Origin of the sequence: Sphingomonas kaistensis (assembly GCF_011927725.1) — a bacterium.
Classification (GTDB): domain Bacteria; phylum Pseudomonadota; class Alphaproteobacteria; order Sphingomonadales; family Sphingomonadaceae; genus Sphingomicrobium; species Sphingomicrobium kaistense.
The window spans coordinates 2,183,963-2,206,438 of record NZ_JAATJC010000001.1; the positions used below are offsets into that span (position 1 = coordinate 2,183,963).

General features: G+C 67.9%; 20 protein-coding genes and 2 tRNA genes. 11 read left to right on the forward strand and 11 right to left on the reverse strand.

All coding sequences use genetic code 11. From position 1 onward, the window contains the following. Positions 1 to 59 precede the first annotated feature (59 nt). Entirely contained in the window at positions 60 to 497 is a 438-nt protein-coding gene (locus tag GGQ97_RS10795; protein WP_168069472.1) for an MAPEG family protein, read from the forward strand. On the opposite strand, the gene GGQ97_RS10800 is transcribed toward GGQ97_RS10795, so the two are convergent. The 5 genes from GGQ97_RS10800 to GGQ97_RS10820 are packed head-to-tail and all read right to left on the reverse strand — an operon-like array spanning position 494 to position 7,073. Beyond that, positions 494 to 1,666: a class I SAM-dependent RNA methyltransferase gene (locus GGQ97_RS10800; protein WP_168069474.1), complete on the reverse strand. Its 1,173-nt coding sequence runs from the start codon at positions 1,664 to 1,666 to the stop codon at positions 494 to 496. The genes GGQ97_RS10795 and GGQ97_RS10800 overlap by 4 nt on opposite strands. After that, entirely contained in the window at positions 1,663 to 2,991 is a 1,329-nt protein-coding gene (locus tag GGQ97_RS10805) for an NAD(P)H-hydrate dehydratase (protein WP_342448520.1), read from the reverse strand. The genes GGQ97_RS10800 and GGQ97_RS10805 overlap by 4 nt, the downstream gene beginning before the upstream one ends. Next, the gene (locus GGQ97_RS10810) at positions 2,988 to 3,800 is read right to left on the reverse strand and encodes a 4-(cytidine 5'-diphospho)-2-C-methyl-D-erythritol kinase (protein ID WP_168069476.1); all 813 of its coding nucleotides are present in this window, start codon (positions 3,798 to 3,800) and stop codon (positions 2,988 to 2,990) included. Before GGQ97_RS10810 ends, GGQ97_RS10805 begins: the two co-directional genes overlap by 4 nt. Then, positions 3,797 to 5,446 carry a tetratricopeptide repeat protein gene (locus GGQ97_RS14680; protein ID WP_168069478.1) on the reverse strand — a complete coding sequence of 550 codons (1,650 nt, stop codon included), beginning with the start codon at positions 5,444 to 5,446 and terminating at the stop codon, positions 3,797 to 3,799. The genes GGQ97_RS10810 and GGQ97_RS14680 overlap by 4 nt, the downstream gene beginning before the upstream one ends. Next, the gene (locus GGQ97_RS10820) at positions 5,421 to 7,073 is read right to left on the reverse strand and encodes an electron transfer flavoprotein-ubiquinone oxidoreductase (protein WP_168069480.1); all 1,653 of its coding nucleotides are present in this window, start codon (positions 7,071 to 7,073) and stop codon (positions 5,421 to 5,423) included. The genes GGQ97_RS14680 and GGQ97_RS10820 overlap by 26 nt, the downstream gene beginning before the upstream one ends. A gap of 88 nt (positions 7,074 to 7,161) precedes the next feature. On the opposite strand from GGQ97_RS10820, the gene GGQ97_RS10825 reads away from it, so the two are divergent. After that, positions 7,162 to 7,899, forward strand: a complete 738-nt coding sequence (locus GGQ97_RS10825) for a uracil-DNA glycosylase family protein (protein ID WP_168069482.1) — start codon at positions 7,162 to 7,164, stop codon at positions 7,897 to 7,899. Positions 7,900 to 7,902: 3 nt separating this feature from the next. After that, complete coding sequence (locus GGQ97_RS10830; RefSeq protein WP_168069484.1) at positions 7,903 to 9,732, forward strand: lytic transglycosylase domain-containing protein; 1,830 nt, start codon at positions 7,903 to 7,905, stop codon at positions 9,730 to 9,732. On the opposite strand, the gene GGQ97_RS10835 is transcribed toward GGQ97_RS10830, so the two are convergent. Continuing rightward, complete coding sequence (locus GGQ97_RS10835; protein ID WP_168069486.1) at positions 9,733 to 9,882, reverse strand: hypothetical protein; 150 nt, start codon at positions 9,880 to 9,882, stop codon at positions 9,733 to 9,735. It abuts the gene before it with no gap. A gap of 101 nt (positions 9,883 to 9,983) precedes the next feature. Between GGQ97_RS10835 and GGQ97_RS10840 the strand changes: the two genes are divergently transcribed. Genes GGQ97_RS10840 through GGQ97_RS10855 form a run of 4 tightly spaced genes read left to right on the forward strand, consistent with a single transcriptional unit; the run spans position 9,984 to position 13,031 of the window. Continuing rightward, on the forward strand, positions 9,984 to 11,054 hold the full coding sequence (locus GGQ97_RS10840; protein WP_168069488.1) for a PA0069 family radical SAM protein: 1,071 nt from the start codon (positions 9,984 to 9,986) through the stop codon (positions 11,052 to 11,054). A gap of 38 nt (positions 11,055 to 11,092) precedes the next feature. After that, a complete protein-coding gene (locus tag GGQ97_RS10845; protein WP_168069490.1) occupies positions 11,093 to 12,481 on the forward strand; it encodes a M28 family peptidase in 1,389 nt (462 codons plus the stop codon). Further along, entirely contained in the window at positions 12,478 to 12,705 is a 228-nt protein-coding gene (locus GGQ97_RS10850; protein WP_168069492.1) for a hypothetical protein, read from the forward strand. Before GGQ97_RS10845 ends, GGQ97_RS10850 begins: the two co-directional genes overlap by 4 nt. Further along, entirely contained in the window at positions 12,702 to 13,031 is a 330-nt protein-coding gene (locus GGQ97_RS10855) for a hypothetical protein (RefSeq protein WP_168069494.1), read from the forward strand. Before GGQ97_RS10850 ends, GGQ97_RS10855 begins: the two co-directional genes overlap by 4 nt. A 1-nt stretch (position 13,032) precedes the next feature. On the opposite strand, the gene GGQ97_RS10860 is transcribed toward GGQ97_RS10855, so the two are convergent. Next, positions 13,033 to 13,107 (reverse strand) — tRNA-Ile (locus tag GGQ97_RS10860). Positions 13,108 to 13,200: 93 nt separating this feature from the next. On the opposite strand from GGQ97_RS10860, the gene GGQ97_RS10865 reads away from it, so the two are divergent. Continuing rightward, positions 13,201 to 13,277: transfer RNA gene (locus tag GGQ97_RS10865), tRNA-Pro, on the forward strand. A gap of 6 nt (positions 13,278 to 13,283) precedes the next feature. Here the strand turns inward: GGQ97_RS10865 and GGQ97_RS10870 are convergent. Next, positions 13,284 to 14,687 (reverse strand): histidine kinase dimerization/phospho-acceptor domain-containing protein, encoded by a 1,404-nt coding sequence (locus tag GGQ97_RS10870; RefSeq protein WP_168069496.1) that lies wholly within the window; start codon positions 14,685 to 14,687, stop codon positions 13,284 to 13,286. Positions 14,688 to 14,864: 177 nt separating this feature from the next. Here GGQ97_RS10870 and GGQ97_RS10875 point away from each other — a divergent pair, with 177 nt between their 5' ends. Beyond that, positions 14,865 to 16,040: a vWA domain-containing protein gene (locus tag GGQ97_RS10875; RefSeq protein WP_168069498.1), complete on the forward strand. Its 1,176-nt coding sequence runs from the start codon at positions 14,865 to 14,867 to the stop codon at positions 16,038 to 16,040. Positions 16,041 to 16,043: 3 nt separating this feature from the next. On the opposite strand, the gene GGQ97_RS10880 is transcribed toward GGQ97_RS10875, so the two are convergent. After that, positions 16,044 to 17,243 carry an exo-beta-N-acetylmuramidase NamZ family protein gene (locus tag GGQ97_RS10880; protein ID WP_168069500.1) on the reverse strand — a complete coding sequence of 400 codons (1,200 nt, stop codon included), beginning with the start codon at positions 17,241 to 17,243 and terminating at the stop codon, positions 16,044 to 16,046. Between the two features lie 10 nt (positions 17,244 to 17,253). Then, positions 17,254 to 17,790, reverse strand: a complete 537-nt coding sequence (locus GGQ97_RS10885) for a DOMON-like domain-containing protein (RefSeq protein WP_168069501.1) — start codon at positions 17,788 to 17,790, stop codon at positions 17,254 to 17,256. A 46-nt stretch (positions 17,791 to 17,836) separates the two neighbouring features. Here GGQ97_RS10885 and tyrS point away from each other — a divergent pair, with 46 nt between their 5' ends. Further along, on the forward strand, positions 17,837 to 19,072 hold the full coding sequence (gene tyrS, locus GGQ97_RS10890) for a tyrosine--tRNA ligase (protein ID WP_168069503.1): 1,236 nt from the start codon (positions 17,837 to 17,839) through the stop codon (positions 19,070 to 19,072). Here tyrS and recG read toward each other — a convergent pair. After that, positions 19,069 to 21,120 (reverse strand): ATP-dependent DNA helicase RecG, encoded by a 2,052-nt coding sequence (gene recG / locus GGQ97_RS10895; RefSeq protein WP_168069505.1) that lies wholly within the window; start codon positions 21,118 to 21,120, stop codon positions 19,069 to 19,071. The two genes, tyrS and recG, sit on opposite strands and share 4 nt — an antisense overlap. Positions 21,121 to 21,225: 105 nt before the next feature. On the opposite strand from recG, the gene GGQ97_RS10900 reads away from it, so the two are divergent. Next, positions 21,226 to 22,446 (forward strand): hypothetical protein, encoded by a 1,221-nt coding sequence (locus GGQ97_RS10900; RefSeq protein ID WP_168069507.1) that lies wholly within the window; start codon positions 21,226 to 21,228, stop codon positions 22,444 to 22,446. The last annotated feature ends 30 nt before the right edge of the window (positions 22,447 to 22,476 follow it).

The following is a 22,476-nucleotide window of genomic DNA, read 5'->3' on the forward strand; positions in this document are numbered from 1 at the left end:
ATTGCTTACCGAAACGAAATGAACCACCCTCCCCTGTCTCAACGGGGGAGGGTTTTTCATTGCTGCAGCCAAGTCCATTGCTCGGGCCGATCGTCGCGTTGGTCGGCTGGTCGCTGATCATGCTGGTGTGGATGGCCGTCTCCCGCCGCGGCGCTTTCAAGCGGCTCGGCGTGTCGCTCAAGACCATTCCGCCCGGATCACGCGGCAGCGCGCTCGACAGCAGTCCCGAGGCCAAGGCGCAGTGGAAGGCGCATAATTACAACCATCTGATGGAGCAGCCGACGATCTTCTACGCGATCGTGCTGGCGCTGGTGCTGATGGGGTTCGACCACCCGATCAACGTCATGCTGGCATGGGGCTATGTCGGGCTGCGTATCCTGCACAGCATCGTTCAGGCGACGATCAACGTGGTGGCGATCAGGCTGACCCTGTTCGCCCTCTCGACGCTTTGCCTGGCCAGCCTGACGATCCACGCCGGGCTGCGCCTCTGGCACTAGCGGCTGAACGCGGCCGCAAGCTCCACATGGGTCGACCAGCGGAACTGGCCGACCGGGCGCACCCAGTCGAGCCGGTATCCGCCTGACACCAGCACCGCCGCATCGCGCGCAAAGGTCGCGGGATTGCAGCTGACGTAGGCGATTCGGGGCACCGTCGAGGCGGCGAGCTGTTCGACCTGCGCTTCCGCTCCCGACCGCGGCGGATCGAGCACCACCGCGTCGAGTCCATTAAGCTCGTCGGCCATCAGCGGGCGGCGATAAAGGTCGCGGTGCTGGGCGGCGATCGAAGGGGCGGCCCGCTTGAGCGCGAGCACGGCGCCCCGGCCCGCCTCCGCTGCCAGCACCCGGCCGGGCAGTGCCAGCGCAAAGGTGCCGATACCGGCGAACAGATCGGCCGATGTCGCGGGCGTGCCGACCGCTTCCAGGACGCTGTCGACCAGCGCGCGCTCGCCGTCTTCGGTCGCCTGAAGGAAGGCTGCGATAGGCAGGGGCACCGGGCGCCCGGACAGTGTGGCGGTGGCCGGCTGCGGCTCCCACCGCACCTCGGGCCCGACTCCCTCGTCGAGGCTCAGCCTGGCAAGTCCCTGCTCGCCCGCGAAATCGACCAGCCCCTGCGCCGCCTCGAAGCCGTCGGCCTTGACGCCCTTCAGCAGCAGGTCGACGCCTTGGTCGGCAAGGGTCAGGTGGATTTCGGCCGTCCGCTTGGGGGCCAGCAACAGGCCCAGCAGGCGCCGCAGCGGATCGAGCAGGGCGAACAGCTCGGGCCGCAGGATGTGGCATTCGGCGAGATCGATGATCCGGTTCGACTTTTCGGCATTGAAGCCGAGCAAGACCCTGCCCCCGGCCTTCATTGCACGCAGCGTCGCCCGTCGGCGGGTCCGCGGGGGAGAGAGATGCGGCGCACGGACGTCGCCGGTCAGGTCATGCTGCGCTAATGCCCCGCTGACCCGCTCGACCAGATAGGCGGCATAGGCCTCGTCATCGACGTGCTGGAGCTGACACCCCCCGCATTCCGGAAAGTGACGGCATGGCGGCACCTGTCGATGGGGACCAGCAGTGACGCTGCCATCCTCCGCGACCACGTCTCCGGGTGCCGCGAACGCCACGTGGCGGCCGCTTGCCGTCACCCCATCGCCGCGCGCCGCGATCCGGACTACGATGTCGCTCACAGCTGCGCCACCAGATCGTCGGCGATCATCGAGGCGCCCGCCCGTTCGGCGGCTCGGCCTTGCAGCCAGACCCCGGCGCAAGCCGCTTCGAAAGCGGGCAGGCCGCGCGCCCGCAGCGCCGCGATCATTCCGGCAAGCACATCGCCCGTCCCGGCGGTGGCGAGCCAGGCAGGAGCCGGCGGCGCGAAGCCAATCCTCCCATCGGGCGACGCGACCAACGTATCGGGGCCCTTGAAGACCACCACCGCGCCGGACGCCTCTGCAGCAGCCAGCGCTTGCTCGGCCTTGGTCCCGGGTAGCGCGCCAAACAATCGCTCGAACTCACCGGCATGCGGGGTCAGGACGGCATCCTGGCCCTTCAGCCGGCCCGGCTCCCCAATGTGCCCGATGGCGTCGGCGTCGATCACCTTGGGCCGGTGGCTGACCAGGGCGAGGGTCAGCAGTTGCGGCAGCTTGCCCAGGCCGGGCCCGACTAGTAGGCAGCCGATCTTCGGATCGTTCACCTGCGCGTCGCCGACCTGCACCACGCTCAGCGGAAGGCCGGCAATCGGAAGCGAGGTCGAGATACGGACATAGCCTGCACCGCTGTGCGCCGCCGCCTTCGCCGACAAGGCGATTGCGCCGGGCATCTCACCCGCCAGGCAGTGGACCAGCCCACGGCTGAATTTGTGCGCATCCGGGGCGATGGAAGGAAGCACCGGCTCGCCGATCTCGAACCACGGGCCCGGTGCATCGATGCCAATGTCGGCAAGGACCACCCGGCCCATGCCCGCCATTGCAGGCATCAGCCGATGCGCCGGCTTCAGCGCTCCGAACGCCACCGTCAGGTCGAAGTCAGGTACAGGGGAGAGGCGTGCTCCGCTGTCGGCCTCCACGCCGCTCGGCAGGTCCGCCGCGACGGCGATGTGTGATGCTTCGACGAGGGTGATTAGCGCCTCGGAAACAGCGACTTCCAGCGCTCGCTTGAGGCCAGTTCCGAACAGACAATCGATCAGCAGCGGCGCCGGGGGCGCTTCGTCCAACGCCTCGATCGGGCCATTCCACTGCGACCGCGCAGCCCTGGCAAGGTCGGTGTTCGGCTCTCCCGATGCCGCGATCCGCACCGGGCAACCGCGCTCCCGCAAGAGGCGCGCGGCGACATAGCCGTCGCCGCCATTGTTGCCGGGTCCGCACAGCACCAGTGCCGGCATCGGCCCGGCGAAGCGGAGCGCCGCCTCGGCCAGGCCGCGGCCCGCACGCTCCATCAATTCGGTGAGGCCGCAGGTCGCTGCCGCTTCCGCCGTCCGCATTGCGGCTGCGGCCAGGATCGGGCGGTGCGCAGTCACCGGAGGACACTCGCCAGGTGCCACCACTCGGGCGGGCAAGCCGCGGCGGCACGATCGCGCGCCTCCTCGCCCGCAAACAGCGCGAAGCAGGTCGCTCCGGAGCCTGACATCCGCACGGTTTCCGCACCTTCGCAGGATTTCAGCCACTCGAGAATATCATCGATCTCGGGCACCAGCGCTCGCGCTGCCGGCTCGAGGTCGTTGCGACCCTCCCGCCAGTCGCCGAGTGCGCCGCGGTCAACACCGTCCCAGGCGCCGAAGACGGTGGCGGTCGATAGTGGCAGGCGTGGATTGACCAGCAGCACGGGGCAACTCGCTACCCCGGCGTCGACCAGTGTCAGGGTATCTCCGGCGCCCTCCCCGCGCGACGTCATGCTGAGCAGGCACGCCGGCACATCGCTGCCCAGGGTCGGGGCGATCCGCTGCGCCATTTCGGGGTCGATGCCCCACAGGGACGTCAGCAGCCGGAGCGCGGCGGCGGCATCGGCCGAGCCGCCGCCGACTCCGGACGCGACCGGCAGGCGCTTGTCGAGCGTAAGCCGCACCCCTTTGCCGATCCTCGCCTCGGCGGCGAGCGCGGCCGCGGCACGATGGACGAGGTTGTCGCTCCCGTCGTCCAGCATGGCCGCGAAGGGCCCGGTGATGGTCAGGGACAGGTCGTCGCTCGGCTCGGCGGTCAGGCGGTCGCCGTGGATGCAGAAAGCGAAGATCGTCTCGATGTCGTGGCGTCCGTCGTCGCGGCGGCGGCGGACGTGAAGCGCAAGGTTGACCTTGGCCGGCGCGATCTCGGTCACGGGGAGGCCGGTCACGGCGCGGCGGTCGCCGCGCTCAGCCCGGCACCGATCTTGTTCTGTACCCGCTGGCGGACGTCGTCCTCGGCGGTGACCAGGGCCGCCTGCCAGGCGAAGCGCGCCTCATATTTGCGACCCGCAGCATAAAGCGCATCGCCAAGATGCTCGTGGATCTCGGACTGGGCGGGATCGGCGGCGGCGGCGCGCTGAAGAGTCAGGATCGCGTCGGCCACCTTGCCGCGCTTATATTGCGCCCAGCCGAGCGAATCGGTGATCGAGGCATCGTCGGGGGCCCGGCGGCTCGCTTCGGCGATCAGCGCCTCGGCCTCGTCCAGCTGCTCGCCGCGTTCGAGGCGCGCGTAACCGAGATAGTTGAGCACTGCCGGATTGTCTGGAGCGAGCTTGTACGCCAGTTCGAGCGCGCTTTCGGCCTGCGGCCACTTACCGCCCTGCTCCAGCGCTGCACCGCGCAAAAGGTGGATGGACCAGAGCTCGGGCCCCGGCCCCCCGGCCTGCACCGCCGCAGCGGCACCGCCATAAGCGACCGCCGCCTCATCGTACTTCTTCATCGCCTCAAGCACGTCGCCGAGCCTCAGCCAGTCCGCTGCCCCGGCTCTGTCATCAGCGACGAAGGCTTTGGCCCGCGCGAGGGCTTCCTGCGGGCGGCTGGCGCGAAGCAAGATCCGGGTTTCCGCATCGCGCGCTTCGGTGAGGAACGGCGACTTGTCGGGCAGCGTGCGAAAGACCGCGATCCCGTCGTCACCTCGACCGCTTCGGTCGAGCAGCAAGCCTGCTAGTAGCGCCGCTTGCTCGTTACGCGGGTCGGCATGGCGCGCGACCTGGGCAAGGCCAAGCGGGAGGGTGCCGCTATCGCCCTCGTCAAGGCCGACCGCGAGTGCGACCACCAGTTCCGACAGCCCTTCCGCGGCGGTGGCGATGGGCAGGCGTGGGCGCCGCTCGGTCGCAAGGTGCGTCGCTGCACCGCGCAGGGTGACGTCACGCCCGGCAAGCAGGGCCAGCCCGCCCTCGCGATTGCCCTGCGCGACCAGACCGGTCGCAAAGGCGATCCGGAGACGGTTGGCACGCCCCCTCGCCGCCGCCAGCGCCCGAGTGAACAGCGGCTCCGCTTCCGCGCCGCGGCCGGCTGCGAGGAGGATCAGCGCCTTGTGCTCGGGCACGAACTGGCTGAGCGGGCTGCTCGCCTGCACCCCGTCGAGCAGCTTGAGCGCCTCGGGCAGGCGGCGTCGCTCGGCCAGGGTCCAGGCCCCGACGAACGGGGCCATGAAGTCGAGTTGCTGGGGAAATTCAGCCCCGACTTCCTGGTCGATCCGGCCCTTGCGCAGGGCGTCGCCGATCAGGAGAAGCCGCGCATCGACGGCAAGCTCCGCCTTCGGCTGACGCTGCGCCAGGCGAACCGCCAGTGGCATGTCTCCGGCAAGGATCGCCTGGCCGACTGCCCTTCGCGCCGCTAGCCGGTCGCCGGGATCCGCCGCAGCAAGGCTCGCGTAGAGCATCGCCGCCCGGCGGGCATCGCCCGCGGTGGCGGCGGCCCGCGCCGCGACAAAGGTACTGGCGCCCGACCGCAGGAAATCGACCCGCTGCTGGCCGGGGGCCGCAGCGGCAAGCGCGCAGGCGAGGCTACATGTTAGGGTAGTTGGGCCCACCGCCACCCTCCGGGGTCACCCAATTGATGTTCTGACACGGATCCTTGATGTCGCAGGTCTTGCAGTGGACGCAGTTCTGCGCGTTGATCTGCAGACGCGGCGCGCCGCCTTCCAGCACATATTCATAGACCCCTGCCGGGCAATAACGCTGCTCGGGCCCGTCATAGTCGGGCAGGTTTACCCGCGTCGGGATCGTCGGGTCCTTGAGGTGAAGGTGGACCGGCTGGTCTTCCTCATGGTTGGTGTTCGACAGGAACACGCTCGACAGCTTGTCGAAGCTGATCACCCCGTCGGGGCGCGGATAGTTGATCGGCGGAGCGATATCGCGGCGCCACAGTGTTTCATGGTCAGGATGATGCTTCATCGTGATCGGCAGGCCGATCTTGAGATGCTGCATCCAGAGGTCGGCTCCGGCCAAGATCGTGCCGATGGTTGCGCCAAACTTGGCGACGGCGGGCTCGGCATTGCGGACCTTGCGTAATTCCTCGCCAATCCAGCCATTTCTGACCGACGGCTCATAGTCGGCGAGAACATCGGAGCGGCGGTCGGCGGCGATTGCGGCGAAGGCGGCGTCGGCGGCCAGCATGCCCGACTTCATCGCCGTGTGGGTGCCCTTGATACGCGGCACGTTCACGAAACCCGCCGAGCAACCGATCAGTGCACCGCCCGGGAAGGCGAGCTTGGGAATGCTCTGCCATCCGCCCTCGTTGATCGCCCGCGCACCGTACGACACGCGGCGGCCGCCCTCCAGCAGCGGGCGGATCGCCGGGTGCTGCTTGTAGCGCTGCATCTCGTCGAACGGCGACAGGTGCGGATTCTTGTAGTTGAGCGCGACCACGAAGCCGATCGACACCTGGTTGTTGTCCTGGTGGTAGATCCACCCCCCGCCCCACGCATCGTCGAGGGGCCAGCCCTGGGTGTGGATCACGGTGCCCGGCTTGTGCTTGGCCGGATCGACGTCCCACAATTCCTTGATCCCGAGGCCATAGACCTGCGGCTGGCAGTCGGCTTCCAGGCCGAATTGCTTCTTGAGCTGCTTGGTCAGCGAGCCGCGCGCACCCTCGGCGAAGAAGGTGTAGCGGGCGTGCAGCTCCATCCCGGGCTGGTAGTCGCCCTTGGGTCCGCCATCGCGGCCGATGCCCATCGCGCCGGTCGCAACGCCTTTGACCGAGCCGTCCTCGTTGTAGAGCACCTCCGCCGCCGGGAAGCCGGGAAAGATCTCGACGCCCAGCTCTTCCGCCTTGCCGCCGAGCCAGCGGCAGAGGTTGGCGAGGCTGCCGGTGAACGTCCCTTTGTTGTCGAGGAAGCTCGGCATCATCAGGTGCGGCAGATTGTACTTCTTGGTCTTGGTCAGCACCCAATGATGGTTGCTGGTGACCGGCACCCGGCCAAGCAGGCAGGAGCTGTCCTCACGCCAGTCGGGCAGCAACTCATCGAGGCTGCGCGGATCGATCACCGCGCCCGACAGGATGTGCGCGCCGACTTCCGACCCTTTTTCGAGCACGCAGACGCTGAGCTCGCGGCCTGCCTCGTTCGCCAATTGTTTCAGCCGGATCGCAGCACTGAGCCCAGCCGGCCCCGCGCCCACGATGACGACATCATATTCCATCGACTCCCGGTCGCTCATCGTCTGACACAAGTCCTTCTTTTCGTTGTTGCGGACTTGGCCTCCGCTTCCACTTCCGTCAATGGTCAGGAGGTCTATGCTGGATGCCATGAACGAGCGACTGCAGCCAAAGGATCTGACCCGGGCGGAGGCGATGAGCCTGCTTGCCTGGTGGATCGAGGCAGGGGTCGATGTCGCGGTCCAGGACGCGCCGCGCGACTGGCGCGCCAAGGCTGTTCCGACCCCGCCGGAGCCAGTCGAGCAGCAAACGGCACCCGTGTCGCAGCCGGCGCGCCCGACCAGCGGCGGCACCTTGCCAACGACGCTCGAGGCGTTCCACGCCCACCTTGCCGAGAGCGCCGACCTGCCCCTGTTCCGTGCCGGAGCCGCCCGGGCGCTTCCCCACGGCCCCGAAAGCGCCGACCTCATGCTTCTGACGGGCATTCCCACGCCCGAGGACACGGCCGAGGGGCAACCGATCGGCGGCGCTGCCTGGGCCCTGACCCAGCGCATGCTGCGTGCCGCAGGGCTTGCTCCCGAACAGGCCTATGTCGCCGCGCTGACCTGCTTTTCCGGCATGGGGACGCGCTTCTCGGCCGCCGAAAGCAATGCCTGCCGGGACACGATCCTGGCACAGATCGCGCTCGCAGCGCCCAAGCGGCTGCTACTGCTGGGCGACCAGCCCGCCAAGCTGTTGCTGGGCGAGCCGATGGCAAGCGCGCGCGGAAAGCTCCATCGCCTTGCCGGAATTCCTACTGCCGTCACCTTTCCGCCCCGCCAGTTGCTGGGAAAGAACGGGTACAAGCCCTTGGCCTGGGCCGACCTCTTGCTGATCACAGGTGCCTAATTGTTGATTTCTCCTGCATTCGCCGCGTCGCTTCTTCTTTCCACCGGCCAGCCTTCCACGCCGCCCGACGACCCGCTTGCTCCGATCGAAGAGCCGCATGAGGCACAGTCGCCGCCGCCCACCGCACCGGCCGCGCCCGTCGTCGCGGTGCCCAGGGATTGGCCGGGCGTGTTCGCCGCCATTCGCGGCGGGCAGTGGTCGGCGGCCTCGGCCGGCATCGCCGCGCTCCCGGCCTCACCGCTGACGGCGTTGGCCAGGGCCCAGCTCTACACCGCGAAGGGCTCGCCGCCGGTCACCGCGCAGCAGGTGCTTGCCCTGCTCGCCGAAGCCCCCGAGCTGCCCCAGGCAGACCAATTGCAGCGCCTCGCCCTTGCTCGCGGCGCAACCGCGACGACGCCCCTTCCGCGGCGCGCCGCTCTGGTTCCGATCGGCAGCGCCCCGCGCCGCGGCCGGGCCAGCCCGATTACCGGAGAGCCCGAGGTGGACCGGCTCCGCAAGGCGATGGAGCCGCTGGTCAAGGTCGATGACGCAGCCTCCGCCGAACGGCTGCTGCTGGCCTCGCTGCCGCTGATCAGCGCCGAGGCACGAGCGGAGCTGGGACAGCGTGTCGCCTGGATCTATTATGTCCGGGGCCAGGACGCCGACGCCCGCCGGGTCGCCGAGATGGCGCGCGGCCCCTACACACCGCCGCCCCCGCAGCCCGTCGCGGTCCTGCCTCCCGTCATGGATTCCTTAGCTGTCGGCCCCGTCCCGACACCCGTCGCACCACCTCCTGCCCCACCCTCGCTCTCCGTCACTCGCGCGCCGAGCGGACCCTGGGCGCAGCAGGCGGAGTGGGTCAGCGGCCTTGCCAGCTGGCGGCTCAACGACTGCAACACCGCGTCGCGTGCCTTCCGCGAGGTGGGTGAGCGCTCGGCCGAGCCGAGCCTTGCCGCTGCCGGCTATTATTGGGCGGCCCGGGCCGAAATGGCCTGCCGTCGCCCGGCAGACGTTCAGCCGCTTCTGCGCGTCGCAGCCCGCAACACCGAAACCTTCTACGGCCTGCTCGCCCGCCGCACGCTCGGCCAGGAAACGCGCATCTCGCCGCTTCCAGTCGCCGCCGCCTCGTCCATCGCCCGGCTACCCAATATCGCCCGGGCCGAAGAACTGGTCAGGATCGGCGAACGCGACCTTGCCGGCGAGCTGCTTCGGCACCAGGCGAGGATCGGCGCCCCGGCCGATCAGACCGCGCTGGTCGCCGTCGCCGCCAGGCTGGAGCTGTCCGCGACCCAGCACTTCCTTGGCCACTTCGGCCAGCCCGGCGCCCGCGTCCCGGCCGCCGCCCGCTACCCGGCGCCAAGCTGGGCGCCGCGAGAAGGCTGGCGGATCGATCCCGCGCTGGCGCTTGCCCACACCCTGCAGGAATCCTCCTTCCGCGCGGAAGCGGTCAGCCAGGCCGGAGCGGTCGGGCTGATGCAGGTGCTTCCCTCGACCCGCGACCTCATCGTGCGCGCACGCGGGCTGGCGCCGGGCGACCTCAAGAACCCCGGCGTAAACATGGGGTTCGGTCAGGCCTGGATCGAATGGATGCGCACCCATCAGGCGACCGGCGGTCAACTTCCCAAAGTGATCGCGAGCTACAATGCCGGGCCGCTTCCGGTCGGGCGCTGGCAGGTCAATGACCGCGGCGATCCCCTGCTTTGGATCGAGTCCATGCCGTTCTGGGAAACCCGCTTCTACGTTCCTGCCGTGATGCGGAACCTGTGGATCTATCAGGGCTTCGAAGGGCAACCGACCATCACCCTGAATGAGCTTGCCCAGCATCGCTGGCCGAGTTTCCCGGCCAGGCGCTGATCAGTTGCGGAACAGGAAGCCCGGCCAGCGCATCTGGGTACCCCGCTTGATCCGGCGCTGATCGTCTTCGAACGCCAGCCTTTGCTCTTCCGCCATTGTGAGGCGGGGGCCCTGCGCTTGCGTCGTCGGGGAAGTGTCCTTCCGTTCCATGGCTCGATCATAGCGCCCGATCATGACCGCCTGCCCGCACTTATGTTGCGGTAACATTTCGATGTTCTTGCTTCGTTCCGCAGCGTGTCTAGACTGGCGTCGTGCCGTTCGAGTCGATCCAGGGGCGCGGGGCGACCCGTAATGCCGTTCCGGCGCGCTTCAATCTGCCCGAGCGGCTGGTCGAGGGCGACTGGCTGGACGAGGTCGAGGCGCTCGACGGGGTTTCGCAGCGCCGCACCACGATCACGGTCGAGCGGCCCAAGTCGATCCTCACCCGCAACAGCTCGCCCGACATCGGTTTCGACCGCTCGATCAATCCGTATCGCGGGTGCGAGCACGGCTGCATCTATTGCTTCGCGCGTCCCACCCACGCCTATCACGACCTTTCGCCCGGCGTGGATTTTGAAAGCCGCCTGTTCGTAAAGCCGGACGCAGCGAAGCTTCTTCACGCCGCTTTGTCGCGGCCAGGCTATGACGTCGCGCCGATCGCGCTGGGCACGAATACCGACCCCTACCAGCCGATCGAAGGACGCTTCCGGATCACCCGTTCGGTCATCGAACTGCTGACGGAAACCGGCCACCCCTTCACGATCACCACCAAGTCGAACCGCGTCCTTCGCGACCTCGATCTCATCGCTCCTGCCGCGCACCGGGGCCTTGCGGCGGTGGCGGTGTCGGTCACCTCGCTCGACCCGGCAATCAGCCGGACGCTGGAACCCCGCGCACCGGCGGGCCTGAAGCGGATTGAAGCGATAAGGCGCTTGAACGACGCCGGCGTCCCGACCCTCCTCGCAGTCGCGCCGATCATCCCGCAAATCACCGATCACGAGCTCGAGCGGATCGTCGCCGCCGGGGCCGAGGCGGGGGCACGAGTCGCTTTCTATCTTCCGGTGCGTTTGCCCCACGAGGTGGCGCCACTGTTCCGGGCCTGGCTCGACGACCATTATCCCGACCGGGCGGCCAAGGTGATGGCCACCATCCAGTCGATGCGCGGCGGGAAGGACAATGATCCGAACTTCTTCACCCGGATGCAGGGCCACGGTCCGTGGGCGGACCTGCTGCGCACCCGCTTCGCCGCCGCGACCCGCAAGGCCGATCTTGGCACCGGGCGGCTGAAGCTGAGGCGCGATCTGTTTCGGGCACCTGAGGGCAGGCAGATGCGGCTGCTTTAGTCCGTTGCGCTTGCCCTGCAGCACTCTAAACCACCCCCATGCGTATCCTCCTTGCCGGCCTCCTCGCCGCCACCGCCCTCCCCGCCTTTGCTCAACCTGGCCCACGGCCTAACCAGGACGAGCTCGTCGCCACGCTGCGCACGGACGCCCTTGCCGACGAACAGGCGTGGCGGATCACCGAAGACCTGACGACCGAGGTCGGCCAGCGCCTCGCCGGGACGGAGGCGGAAGCACGCGCCCGGACCTGGGCGGTTCAGCGCCTGACCGCGCTCGGCTTCGCCAAGGTAAGGATCGATGACTTCGACATGCCGGTCTGGCAGCGCGGCCGCGAGGCTGCCGAGTTGCTGGGACCCTATCCGCAAAAGCTCGCGGTAGCTGCGCTCGGCAACAGTGCGTCCACATCGGAGGCCGGAATCACTGCCGAAGTCGTCTCCTTCGCCGATCTCGACGCCCTGCGCGCCGCGCCGGCCGATCAGGTTCGCGGCAAGATCGTCTACATCGGGCACGCCATGCCGCGGACGGAGGATGGCAGCGGGTACGGCGTGTTCGGCGCCCCGCGCCGCCAGGGTCCGACGATCGCATCGCAGAAGGGCGCGGTCGGGATCGTGATCCGCTCCATCGGCACCGATCGTGAACATCGCAACCCGCATACGGGTGTGATGAACTTCGCCGACGGTGCAACGCCGATCCCGGCCGGAGCGCTGTCCAACCCGGACGCCGACCAGCTCGAGCGGATCTTCGCCCGGGGCCAGCGCCCCACCCTTCGCCTGACGCTGGTATCGAAGGTGACGCAGGGCCGCTCGGGCAACGTCATCGCCGAAGTTCCGGGCCGTGACCCGACTGCCGCGCCAGTGCTCGTCTCCTGCCACCTCGACAGCTGGGACCTTGGCACCGGCGCGCTGGACGACGCGGCGGGTTGCGGCATCGTCACTGCGGCGGCCAAGCGGATCATGGATGCGGGCATGCCCGCCCGGCCGATCCGCATCGTCTGGTTCGGCGCGGAGGAAGTCGGCCTGTTCGGCGGGCTCGACTATCGCGCTAGGTACGGCAAGCAACCGCACCACGCGATCATGGAGAGCGATTTCGGCGCAGATCGCGTGTGGAAGGTCGACAGCCGGCTCGGGCCTGAGCGGGAAGCAGAGGCCAAGCGCCTGCAGCGGATGCTTCAGCCGCTCGGCATCGTTCCGGGCAGCCTGACCAAGACCGAAGGCTCGGACATCGGCCCGATGGTCGCCGATGGTCTTCCTGGTGCCGCGCTGTCGCAGGACGGCACGCGCTATTTCGACGTCCACCATTCCCCCGACGACACGCTGGCAATGGTAGACAAGAAGCAGATGCAGCAGAATGTCGCGGCGTGGACCGCTGCGGTCGCGGTCCTCGCCGGCCCGGTCGAGGTTCGTCCTCCGGCAAGGCGCCGTGCGCGATGAAGCGGCGGGCCGGCCTCATCCTGCTCGCCGCCTTGGCGCTGAGCGCCTGTTCGCGCAGCGAGACCAGCGACGACGTCCCGCCGCTTCCGGAACAGCCTGCTGAGACCGGCAAGGCGCTGATGACCGAGGCCGAGCGCGCGGCGGGCAATGCGGCCGCACGCGCCGAAACCGAAACGCCTCCTGCTCGTTCTGCCACCGAAACCGTCAACGAGGAAACGCCATGATCCGTCACGCCGCCCTGATCGTCCTTCCGCTGTCGCTTGCGGCCTGCAATATCGAGCGGGATCCCGGCAACGACACGACGTCGATCAGCGTCAACGACCAGAAGATCGAAGGAACGGTCGATCAGGCCGTCAATCTGCTGGAAAGCGCGGCTGGCGAAGTGAAGGAAGCGGCCGACAAGGCGGCCCCCGCGATCGAGGATGCGGCACGCGACGTCGGCAATGCTGCAGACCGCGCCGGCGACAAGATCGAGGCCGGGGCCGAAGGCGCCGCTCGCGGTGTTCGTGAGGAATCCCGCGACAACCCGCCGCCCGCCAACAACCAGTAAGTGGTGGGCCCGGAGGGATTCGAACCCCCAACCTGGCCGTTATGAGCGGCTGGCTCTACCATTGAGCTACAGGCCCCGGGCGGCGCCATAGAGGCTGCCGGTGATTGCGCCAAGCGGCTGAGCTAGAGGTGGCGCTACCGCAACCGCTCTGCTAGGCGGCGCCCCAAGTCGGGGAGTGGCGCAGCCTGGTAGCGCGTCTGCTTTGGGAGCAGAGGGTCGCAGGTTCGAATCCTGTCTCCCCGACCACCTTTATCATTTTGCGAGTGGAAGCAGCAGGACCAGGCGGTCCGTGCCGATGTCCAGGCGCCCACCGGTCATCGCGGCGAGCCCCTGCACGAGGCGCAGGGCAAAGCGCATCCCCGCGCGGCCGCGGTCGGCGAGGAGTTGCTGCTCGGACAGGCCCCGCAAGGCCGTCGCGCGGTCCACGCCGATCGCGAGATTGCTATCGAGCCGGTCGAGGATGATCCCAAGCTGTTCGCCGGCGACCGCCGCTTCGGTCATCGCACTGACGAATTGCGCTACCAGACGTTCGGCCAATTCCCTCGGCAGCGCGACGTTGCCGGTGCCCGCCCGGTCTTGCACGGCGATCCGCAAATCGCGCGCCGCCGCCTGAAGCGTGAGGTCGTCGATGATGCTGCGGATGCCGTCGGTTCCGGTGCTGGCCTCTCCCTGCAATCGGCCCGAACGAAGTCGCGCGGCCAGATCAAGGTTGTCGACCGCGTCCGAGAGGCTCCGGGCCTGGTGGACGATTTCCGTCGCGCGCTCGCGGTAGGCGCGATGCGCGGGCCCAAGGTACTGACCCTCGATGATCTCGCCGAAGCCGATGATCGCATTCAGCGGGGTCCGCAGTTCGTGCATCAGTTCGCGCAGCCCGTCATCCTCCGCCGGCTTCACCGCGGCCATGGCATCAGCGGTCGGAGTGGCGGCTCCCTCACGCCGTGCGACACCGCGATAGCCGGCAAAGCGGCCGGTGTCGGAGAAGAAGGCCGGCGCGCCGCTCCAGCGCCATTCCCCGGCAAGCACGCCTTCGTCCGCAAGCACCAAGGCTTCGTCGGCAAAGGGCAGGCGCGCAGCAAAGCTGTCGGCGAAGTTCTCCGCGAGGCTGCGCCCGACCAGCGCCGCGCGTGGGGCGCCTTCGACCCAGTCGATCTCTCCCGTCGGGCCGGTTTCCCAGCGAAACAGGCCGGCAGGCAGGGCAGCTTCGGGCGTTGAGGCTGCGACTTCGGCGACTGCCGCCGTCTGTTCGGCCTCACGCGGGACGCTGGCGACGGTGACGTCAGCGAACGGACCCAGGGCAGACAGCAGGGGCTTGACGTCGTCGGCCGCAACCGACCGGACCGCGCTCCACCCGGCCGGCGTGAGATCGGCTGCGGCGAGCAAGGCGGCAGAGGCGGAAGCGCCCCGGGCAGCGAACAGCCCGACGAGCTCGGCGGGAACGGCCCGGCCAGCAATCGATCGCGCGGTCGCGGCAAGGAGATCGTCGGGGAGATCGCGCATCAGCTGGGCGATCCGTGCCAGCGCCTTGTCCGAAAGGTCGGGACTGACCTCTCCGCCGCGAGCGATCAGCTCGACCAGCTGACGCCATTGCACCGCCCGCCCCCGCGCATCCGCGGCGGGCTGGCCGAGCACGGTCGCAAGGCGGTCGTCATATCGCAAGTGGGCAGATCTTTCGCGCGCGGATAGTCACGATGTGGCAGATGGACGTCCGTTAACTCAGAAGGAAGATACAACGCATTAAGCATCCCATAACGGGACTTCGACAAATTGGTGGCCGGTTGAGGGAACTGGCGCGCTCCTTTCGCCGACCCGATGTGTTCTGCTAGTCGCCGGCAGATGTTCATTTCCTTCGTCGAAGCGCTCCGGCGCGGCGGTATTCCGGCCAGCCTCAAGGAGCATCTGCTCCTCCTCGAAGCGCTTGATGCCGGGGTGATCGAGCAGTCGCCGGAGGAATTCTATTATCTCGCGCGGTCGGTGTTCGTGCACGACGAAACCAAGCTCGACCGCTTCGACCGCGTCTTCGGCGAGGTATTCAAGGGTCTTCTGGGTTCCGGCGACGACGTGACGCCAATCCCCGAGGAATGGCTTCGGCTGGTCGCGGAGAAGTATCTCACCCCCGAGGAGATGGAGAAGATCAAGGCGCTCGGTTCCTGGGACGAGATCATGGAGACGCTGAAGAAGCGCCTCGAGGAACAGCAGGGTCGCCACGAGGGCGGCAGCAAGTGGATCGGTACCGGCGGTACCTCACCCTTCGGCCATGGCGGCTACAATCCCGAGGGGGTGCGGATCGGTGGGCCGGGCAAGCAGGGCCGTGCGATCAAAGTGTGGGAAAAGCGCGAGTTCCAGGATCTCGACGATCGGCGGGAGATCGGAACGCGGGCCATCAAGGTCGCGCTGCGCAGGCTGCGCCGCTTCGCACGCGAGGGCGCGGCCGACGAGCTCGATCTCGACGGCACGATCGAAGGGACGGCGCGCCAAGGTTGGCTCGACATCAGGATGCGGCCGGAGCGGCACAATGCGGTCAAGCTCTTGCTGTTTCTCGACATCGGCGGCTCGATGGATGGGCATGTCCGGCTGGTCGAAGAGCTGTTCAGCGCCTGCCGGACCGAGTTCAAGCACATCGAACACTATTACTTCCACAACTGCATCTATGAGGGCGTGTGGAAAGAAAATCGCAGGCGCTGGAGCGAGCAGACCAACACCATCGACCTCATCCACAAGTTCGGGCCGGACCACAAACTGGTCATCGTCGGCGATGCGGCGATGAGCCCGTACGAGATCACGCACCCGGGCGGCGGGATCGAGCATATGAACGAGGAAGCCGGAGCGGTGTGGATCAAGCGCCTGACCGACGCTTACGCCAGCGCCGCCTGGATCAACCCCACGCCCGAAGCCTATTGGGGTCATTCGGCATCGACGTCGATCATCCGAAAGCTGATGGACGACCGGATGTTTCCGCTTTCCCTTCAGGGACTTGAAGAGGCGATGCGGTCACTCAGTCGCAAGAAGTAAGCCTCAGTAGAGGCGGAACCGCCTGGTTTCTTCCTCCCACGCCTGCTCGTCGGGCCGGGTCCGGAAATCGAGGTCGTCGGCCGTCGCCGCACGGTCGTCCACCCAGGTACGCAGCGACGTCCCGCCGTTGATCACGTCGATCGCGAGCTTGTCGAATTCATATTCGTACGGAAAATCACGCCACAGATCGTAATCGGGCACGAGGTTGCGGATCGCCTTGAAGGCGAGCGCCTGGAGCCGCCAAGGCTTGAACGCCTGGTGGTCGTAGCTGCGTCCTTCGGCATGGATGAACAGACCCGAACACAGCTTGCCGGCATGCTTGTGGAAGGTCGGCTCGACGAAGATTTCGCGAAGCGCGCAGCCTGCCAGCCAATGCGGGGCCAGGCGCTCCATTTCAGCATGGATCGCGCGGGCGTCGAGCCCGGGGGCGGCGAACAGCTCCAGCGCGCGGGTCGTGCCCCTGCCCTCGCTCAGCGTCGTGCCTTCGAGCATGACGGTGCCGGCATAGGCCCGCGCCATGTTCAGGGTCGCGGCGTTGGGGCTCGGGTTGATCCAGATCCGGTCGGCCGGCCAGCCGAAGCCCGGCGCCGCGGCAGGCTCCCACCCGTCCATGGGGATGATGCGGTAGGCGACGTCGAGCTTGAAATGGTCGATGAACCACTGGCCCATCTCACCCATGGTCAGGCCATGTCGCATCGGCATCGGGCCGGCGCCGACGAAGCTCTCCCAGCCGGGTTCGAGGAGGGTGCCCTCGACCGGTCGCCCGGCGGGGTTGGGACGGTCGAGGACCCAGACTTCCTTGCCCGCATCGGCCGCGGCTTCGAGCAGGTAGAGGAGGGTCGTGACGAAGGTGTAGATCCGGCAGCCGAGATCCTGCAGGTCGAACAGGAAGACGTCGGCGGCGCTCATCATCTGGCCCGACGGTCGCCGCACCTCGCCATAGAGGCTGAACACCGGAATGCCGAGGCGGGAGTCGGTTTCGTCCGCCGTTTCCACCATATTGTCCTGCTTGTCGCCCTTCAGCCCGTGCTGAGGGCCGAAGGCGGCAGTCACCTTCAGCCCCGAGGCGATCAGCGCGTCGATGCTGTGATCAAGGTCCGCGGTCACGGAGGCAGGGTGCCCAACAAGCGCCACGCGGCGACCTTCGAGCGGGCGGCGAAGGTGCGGGTCGGCGAGCAGGCGGTCGATACCAAACAGGGTCATGGAAGCCGTCCTACGCCAGTCGCGCGGTGAAGCAATCCGGATGGTGGAAGTCGGGCTGCTCGGACGGATGATGAAGCGCGAAAAAGAAGCGTTCACCGCCCGCTTCCTCCACGATCGCGCTGAGTGCGATGGTGAAGCGGACGTCGGCAGGAATGGAAAGCGTCGCGCCAAGCCCCCACCAGGTAAGGTTGTCCTCGGTCCTGATGTAAGGAGGACTGGCGACCTCGGCCGGGGTCATGCCCTCCCGCTCGGATTCGAAATCATAGGCCGCCCAATCACCCGACGGCGCAAAATTCCATTCCTGGTACGCCTCTTCGCCCTCGGCCTTCAGAAACACTTCGAAGCAGGTCGAGCGCCACAGATTGTCGCGCCGCGCCGGTTCGGCTGCGGGTGGAGGCACCAGGAAGCGCCCCATCGGCGCGCTGACCCCGAACCACAGGTTGAGGGTTGCCGTTTTGCCGAAGGCGGCGGATCGTTCGGCCGATGCCCACAAGGTATAGGGCGGCTGCGGCCGGTGGGTCGGATGGGGTGCGAGTTCGAAGCGCATGGGCAAGACCTTACGTCATCGCGGCGCGTAAGCTAAGCGCCGAGGCATGACGACCTACTCCTCCGATTTCCTGCGGCTCCTTTCCGAGCGTGGTTACATCCACCAGACGACCGACGCCGAAGGCCTCGATGCGCTGGCAGCAAAGGAGATCGTCACCGGCTATATCGGGTTCGACGCCACCGCGCCGAGCCTTCATGTCGGCAGCCTCGTCCAGATCATGATGCTGCGGCGGATGCAGCAAGCCGGGCACAAGCCGATCGTGCTGATGGGCGGGGGCACGACCAAGGTCGGCGATCCGAGTTTCAAGGCGGAAGAGCGTAAGCTGCTCGATGACGAGGCGATTGCGGCCAACATCGCCGGCATCCGCAAGGTGTTCGAGCGCTTCCTGACCTTCGGCGACGGCCCGACCGACGCGGTGCTGGTCGATAATGCGGCGTGGCTCGACAAGCTCGAGTACCTTCCCTTCCTGCGCGAGGTGGGGCGGCACTTCTCGGTCAACCGGATGCTGACCTTCGACAGCGTCCAGCTCCGGCTCGAGCGCGAGCAGTCGCTGTCGTTCCTCGAATTCAACTACATGATCATGCAGGCCTACGACTTCCTCGAACTGTCGCGGCGGCAGGGCTGCCGGCTGCAGATGGGCGGGTCGGACCAGTGGGGCAACATCATCAACGGGGTGGAGCTGTGCCGCCGCGCCGACGGGACCGAGGTGTTCGCGGTGACGACGCCGCTGATCACCACCGCCGACGGCGCCAAGATGGGCAAGACGGCGCAGGGCGCGGTGTGGCTGAACGCCGACGGGCCCGACGGCTATCGCCTCAGCGCCTACGACTATTGGCAATTTTGGCGGAATACCGCCGATGCCGACGTGGCGAAGTTCGCGAGGCTGTTCACCGACCTGCCGCTGGACGAGATCGCCCGGCTGGAGGGGCTTCAGGGCGCCGACATCAATCAGGCCAAAATCGTACTTGCGACCGAGGCGACCGCGCTCCTGCATGGCCGCGAGGCAGCGGATGCGGCGGCGGCGACGGCGACGGCGACCTTCGCCGGCGGCGGCTCGGGCGAGGCGCTGCCGCGGATCGAGACCGGAGGCGAGATCGGGCTGCTGGCAGCGCTGGTCGGGCTCGGCTTCTGCGCGTCGAATGGCGAGGCGAAGCGCAAGGTCGCCGAAGGCGCGGTCAAGCTCGACGGCGAGCCGGTCAGCGATAGTGCAGCCGTGATTTCAGTGCCTTCGGAGCGCAAGCTCAGCCTCGGCAAGAAGAAACACGGGCTGCTGCTTCCCTAACCTGAGCGGAGCAGATCGACAGCCTGGTCGCGTTCGAACAAATACAGGCAGAGCCGCGCCGCTTCGCCCCGTTCGCCATGCAGGCCGCCGTCGCGGTCGAGCAGCAGACGCGCGTCCTGCGTCGCCATCGGTGCAAGCTCCTGCACCTGCTCGGGTGAAGCCAGGCGGAACTGTGCTTCGCCGCTCTGGCGCACGCCGAGGATCTCGCCCGGCCCGCGCAGCCGGAGGTCTTCTTCGGCAATACGGAAACCGTCATTGGTTTCCCGCATCAGCGCCAATCGTGCGCGGCCGGTTTCGCTGAGGGTGCTTCCGCGCAGCAGCAGGCAGGTCGACTTGGCCGACCCTCGCCCGACCCGGCCCCGCAGCTGGTGAAGCTGGGCGAGGCCGAAGCGCTCGGCGCCTTCGATGATCATCAGCGCGGCGTTCGGAACGTCGACCCCGACTTCGATTACCGTGGTGGCGACCAGGATCGCGAGCCGCCCGGCGGAAAATTCGGCCATGACGGCATCCTTCTCCGGCCCCTTCATCCGGCCATGGACGAGGCCGACCTGGCCCGGAAAGCGGAGCGCGAGCGCGGCGGCACGTTCCTCGGCCGCGGCGGCATCGCTGGTTTCGCTCTCGGCAACCAAAGGGCATACCCAATAGGATTGGCCGCCTGCGCCGACATGGCGGGCGAGCCCGTCGATGACGTCACCGATCCGCTCCTCGGCGATGACCCGCGTTTCGACCGGCGTGCGGCCGGGCGGCATTTCGTCGATCCGGCTGACGTCCATTTCGCCATAGTGCGTCAGCGTCAGCGTGCGCGGAATGGGCGTCGCAGTCATCGCCAGCAGGTGCGGCGTGCTCGCCCCCTTGGCGGTCAGGAGCAGGCGCTCCGAGACGCCGAAGCGGTGCTGCTCGTCGATCACCACCAGGCCCAGGCGGCGATAGGCGACCTTGTCCTGGAAGATGGCATGAGTGCCGACGAGGATGTCGATCGACCCATCGGCCAGCCCCATCAACGTCGAATCGCGCGCCCTGCCCTTTTCGCGACCAGTCAGGATCGCGACTCGAATTCCCCGCGAATCCAGTTGCTTGAGCAAGGTTGCATGATGTTGCCTGGCAAGGATTTCGGTCGGCGCCAGCATGGCCGCCTGCGCGCCGGCTTCGACCGCTTCCAGCATGGCGAGCAGCGCTACCAGCGTCTTGCCCGAGCCGACGTCGCCCTGCAGCAGCCGCAGCATCGGCGCTTCCTGGCCCATGTCGTCGCGGATCTCCTGCACCACCCGGCGCTGGGCCCCGGTCAGGGCGTAGGGCAGGTCCAGCGCCCCGGTCAGGCGCCCGTCTCCGCGCAGCGCTACGCCGCGGCGACGGCGGCTGACCTGGCGCAGCAGGCCGAGGGCAAGCTGGTTGGCAAAGATCTCGTCATAAGCGAGCCGCTTGCGCGCGGCACCGTCGGCCGGCTCGGCATGGATGGTGGCGAGGCTGGCCCGCCAATCGCGCCATGCTTCGCGGGCGAGCACCGACGGTTCGATCCATTCGGGGAGCACCGGCGCGCGTTCGAGCGAGGCCGAGACCAGTTCGCGCACCCGGCGTGACGTCAGCCCTTCGGTCAGCGGATAAACCGTTTCCTTCAGCGCGGGCTCGGTCTTGCCCGGCTCGGTCACGTCGGGGTGCACCATCTGCCACTCGTCGCCGTAAGCTTCGAGCTTGCCGGTGACGGTGCGGGTTTCGCCCAGCGGGAGCTGCTTGGCCGCCCAGCCGCCGTTGTTGAAGAAAGCGAGGGTCAGCATGTTGCCCTCGCCGTCCACCGCATGGATCCGCGTCGGCCCGCGCCCCCGGCTCTGGCGAATCTCGCGCACGGTGACGTCGAGGATCACCTGCCGCCCGAGCAGCACCGGGGAAGCGCCCGGCGCCCGCACCCGCTCGATTGCACCCGTGGGCAAGTGGAACAGCAGGTCGACGGCTCGCGTGATCCCGAGCTTGGCGAGTTGCCTGGCGACCTGCGGGCCGACGCCTTTCAGCGTCTCTACCTCGGCGAACAGCGGATTGAGCAGGTCGGGGCGCATGACGCCGACAGCGTTAGCAGCAGCAGGGGTTGCAGCAATCCCGGCTATGCATCGCCCCTGCCCGCTTCTATCGGCGGCGAGCGTTTTTCGTTGGGGGAGTTTGCGTTGAACATTCGGATCTGGGCCGCGGCGGCGCTTTTTGGCACCGCGAGCATGGCGGCTGCGCAGGCCCCGACTTTCGAGGCCAAGCTCCTGGCCTCGCGGAGCCCGCTTCGGCTGGAAGGCGGACGGCTGACGGGCGCCGGGGCCGAGCTTCTCCAGCGCGAAATCGCGCAAAGCCGGTTCGTGATGATCGGCGAGGACCACGGCACCCGCGAGATCCCCGCCTTCGTCTCGGCCGTCTGCGGCATGGTCGGAGCGGACCGCCTGTCGGGCTATGCGGTCGAAGCCGGACCGGTCGCGGTCGGCGCGCTGTCGCCGATGCTGAAAGCGACGGACCGGGCCACGCGGGTGGGACAGTTCGCGCAGGCTTATCCCAACGCCGTCGCCTTCCTCGACATCGCCGAGGATAACGAGACAGCCGCGACCTGCATGAAGGCGAGCGGGCGCCGCGATTTCCGGATCATCGGCGCGGACCAGGAATTCATCGGCGCGGGCCTGTTCCTGCTCGACCGGATCCTCGCCACCAGGCTCAGCGGCGACGCGCGCCGCGCGCTTGCCGAGATGCGCGCCCGGGAAGCAACCGCGGTGGCGGCGGCCCGCACGTCGGGGGATCCTTCCAAGCTGTTGATGCTGGCGGAACCCGAGGCCAATCTCGACCGGGTCGAGGCGGCTCTGGCGCGTGGCGGGAATGCCGAGGCGAAGCGCGTCTTCTCGGCGCTGCGGCAAAGCCGCACCATTTATGCGACCAAGGGCAATCGCTCGAACACGCTGCGGGCGAGCCTGTTGAAGCAGAACTTCATGGCCGCCATGCCGGCATCGGGGACGGTGGTCGGCAGGTTCGGCGCGCTCCACGCCTACAAGGGCTTCAATCCGCTGCAGAATCTCGATCTCGGCAATTTCGTCGCCGAGCAGGCGGAGCGCGAAGGGGCGCGCTCGCTGCACGTCGTGATTCTCGGCGTGCGGGGCAAGCATGCGACCTTTGCCGGCCTCGCCAAGCCCTTTGCCGCCAGCAACTATGTGATGGCCGACGAAGACCTGCTGCGCTGGTTCGCCGATGCCGGCAGCCGGCAGCTTCCCTGCGGCTGGACCCTGTTCGACCTGCGCACCCTGCGCCACGCCCGGATCGCGGGAATCGAGCCCGAATGGCAGCGGGCGATCAACGGCATCGACATTCTCATCGTCATTCCTGAAACCACCGCCGCCCGCTCCGCCGCTGAGCGCTGAAAACCGCCTTCGGACCGCCTTCCGTTTGCG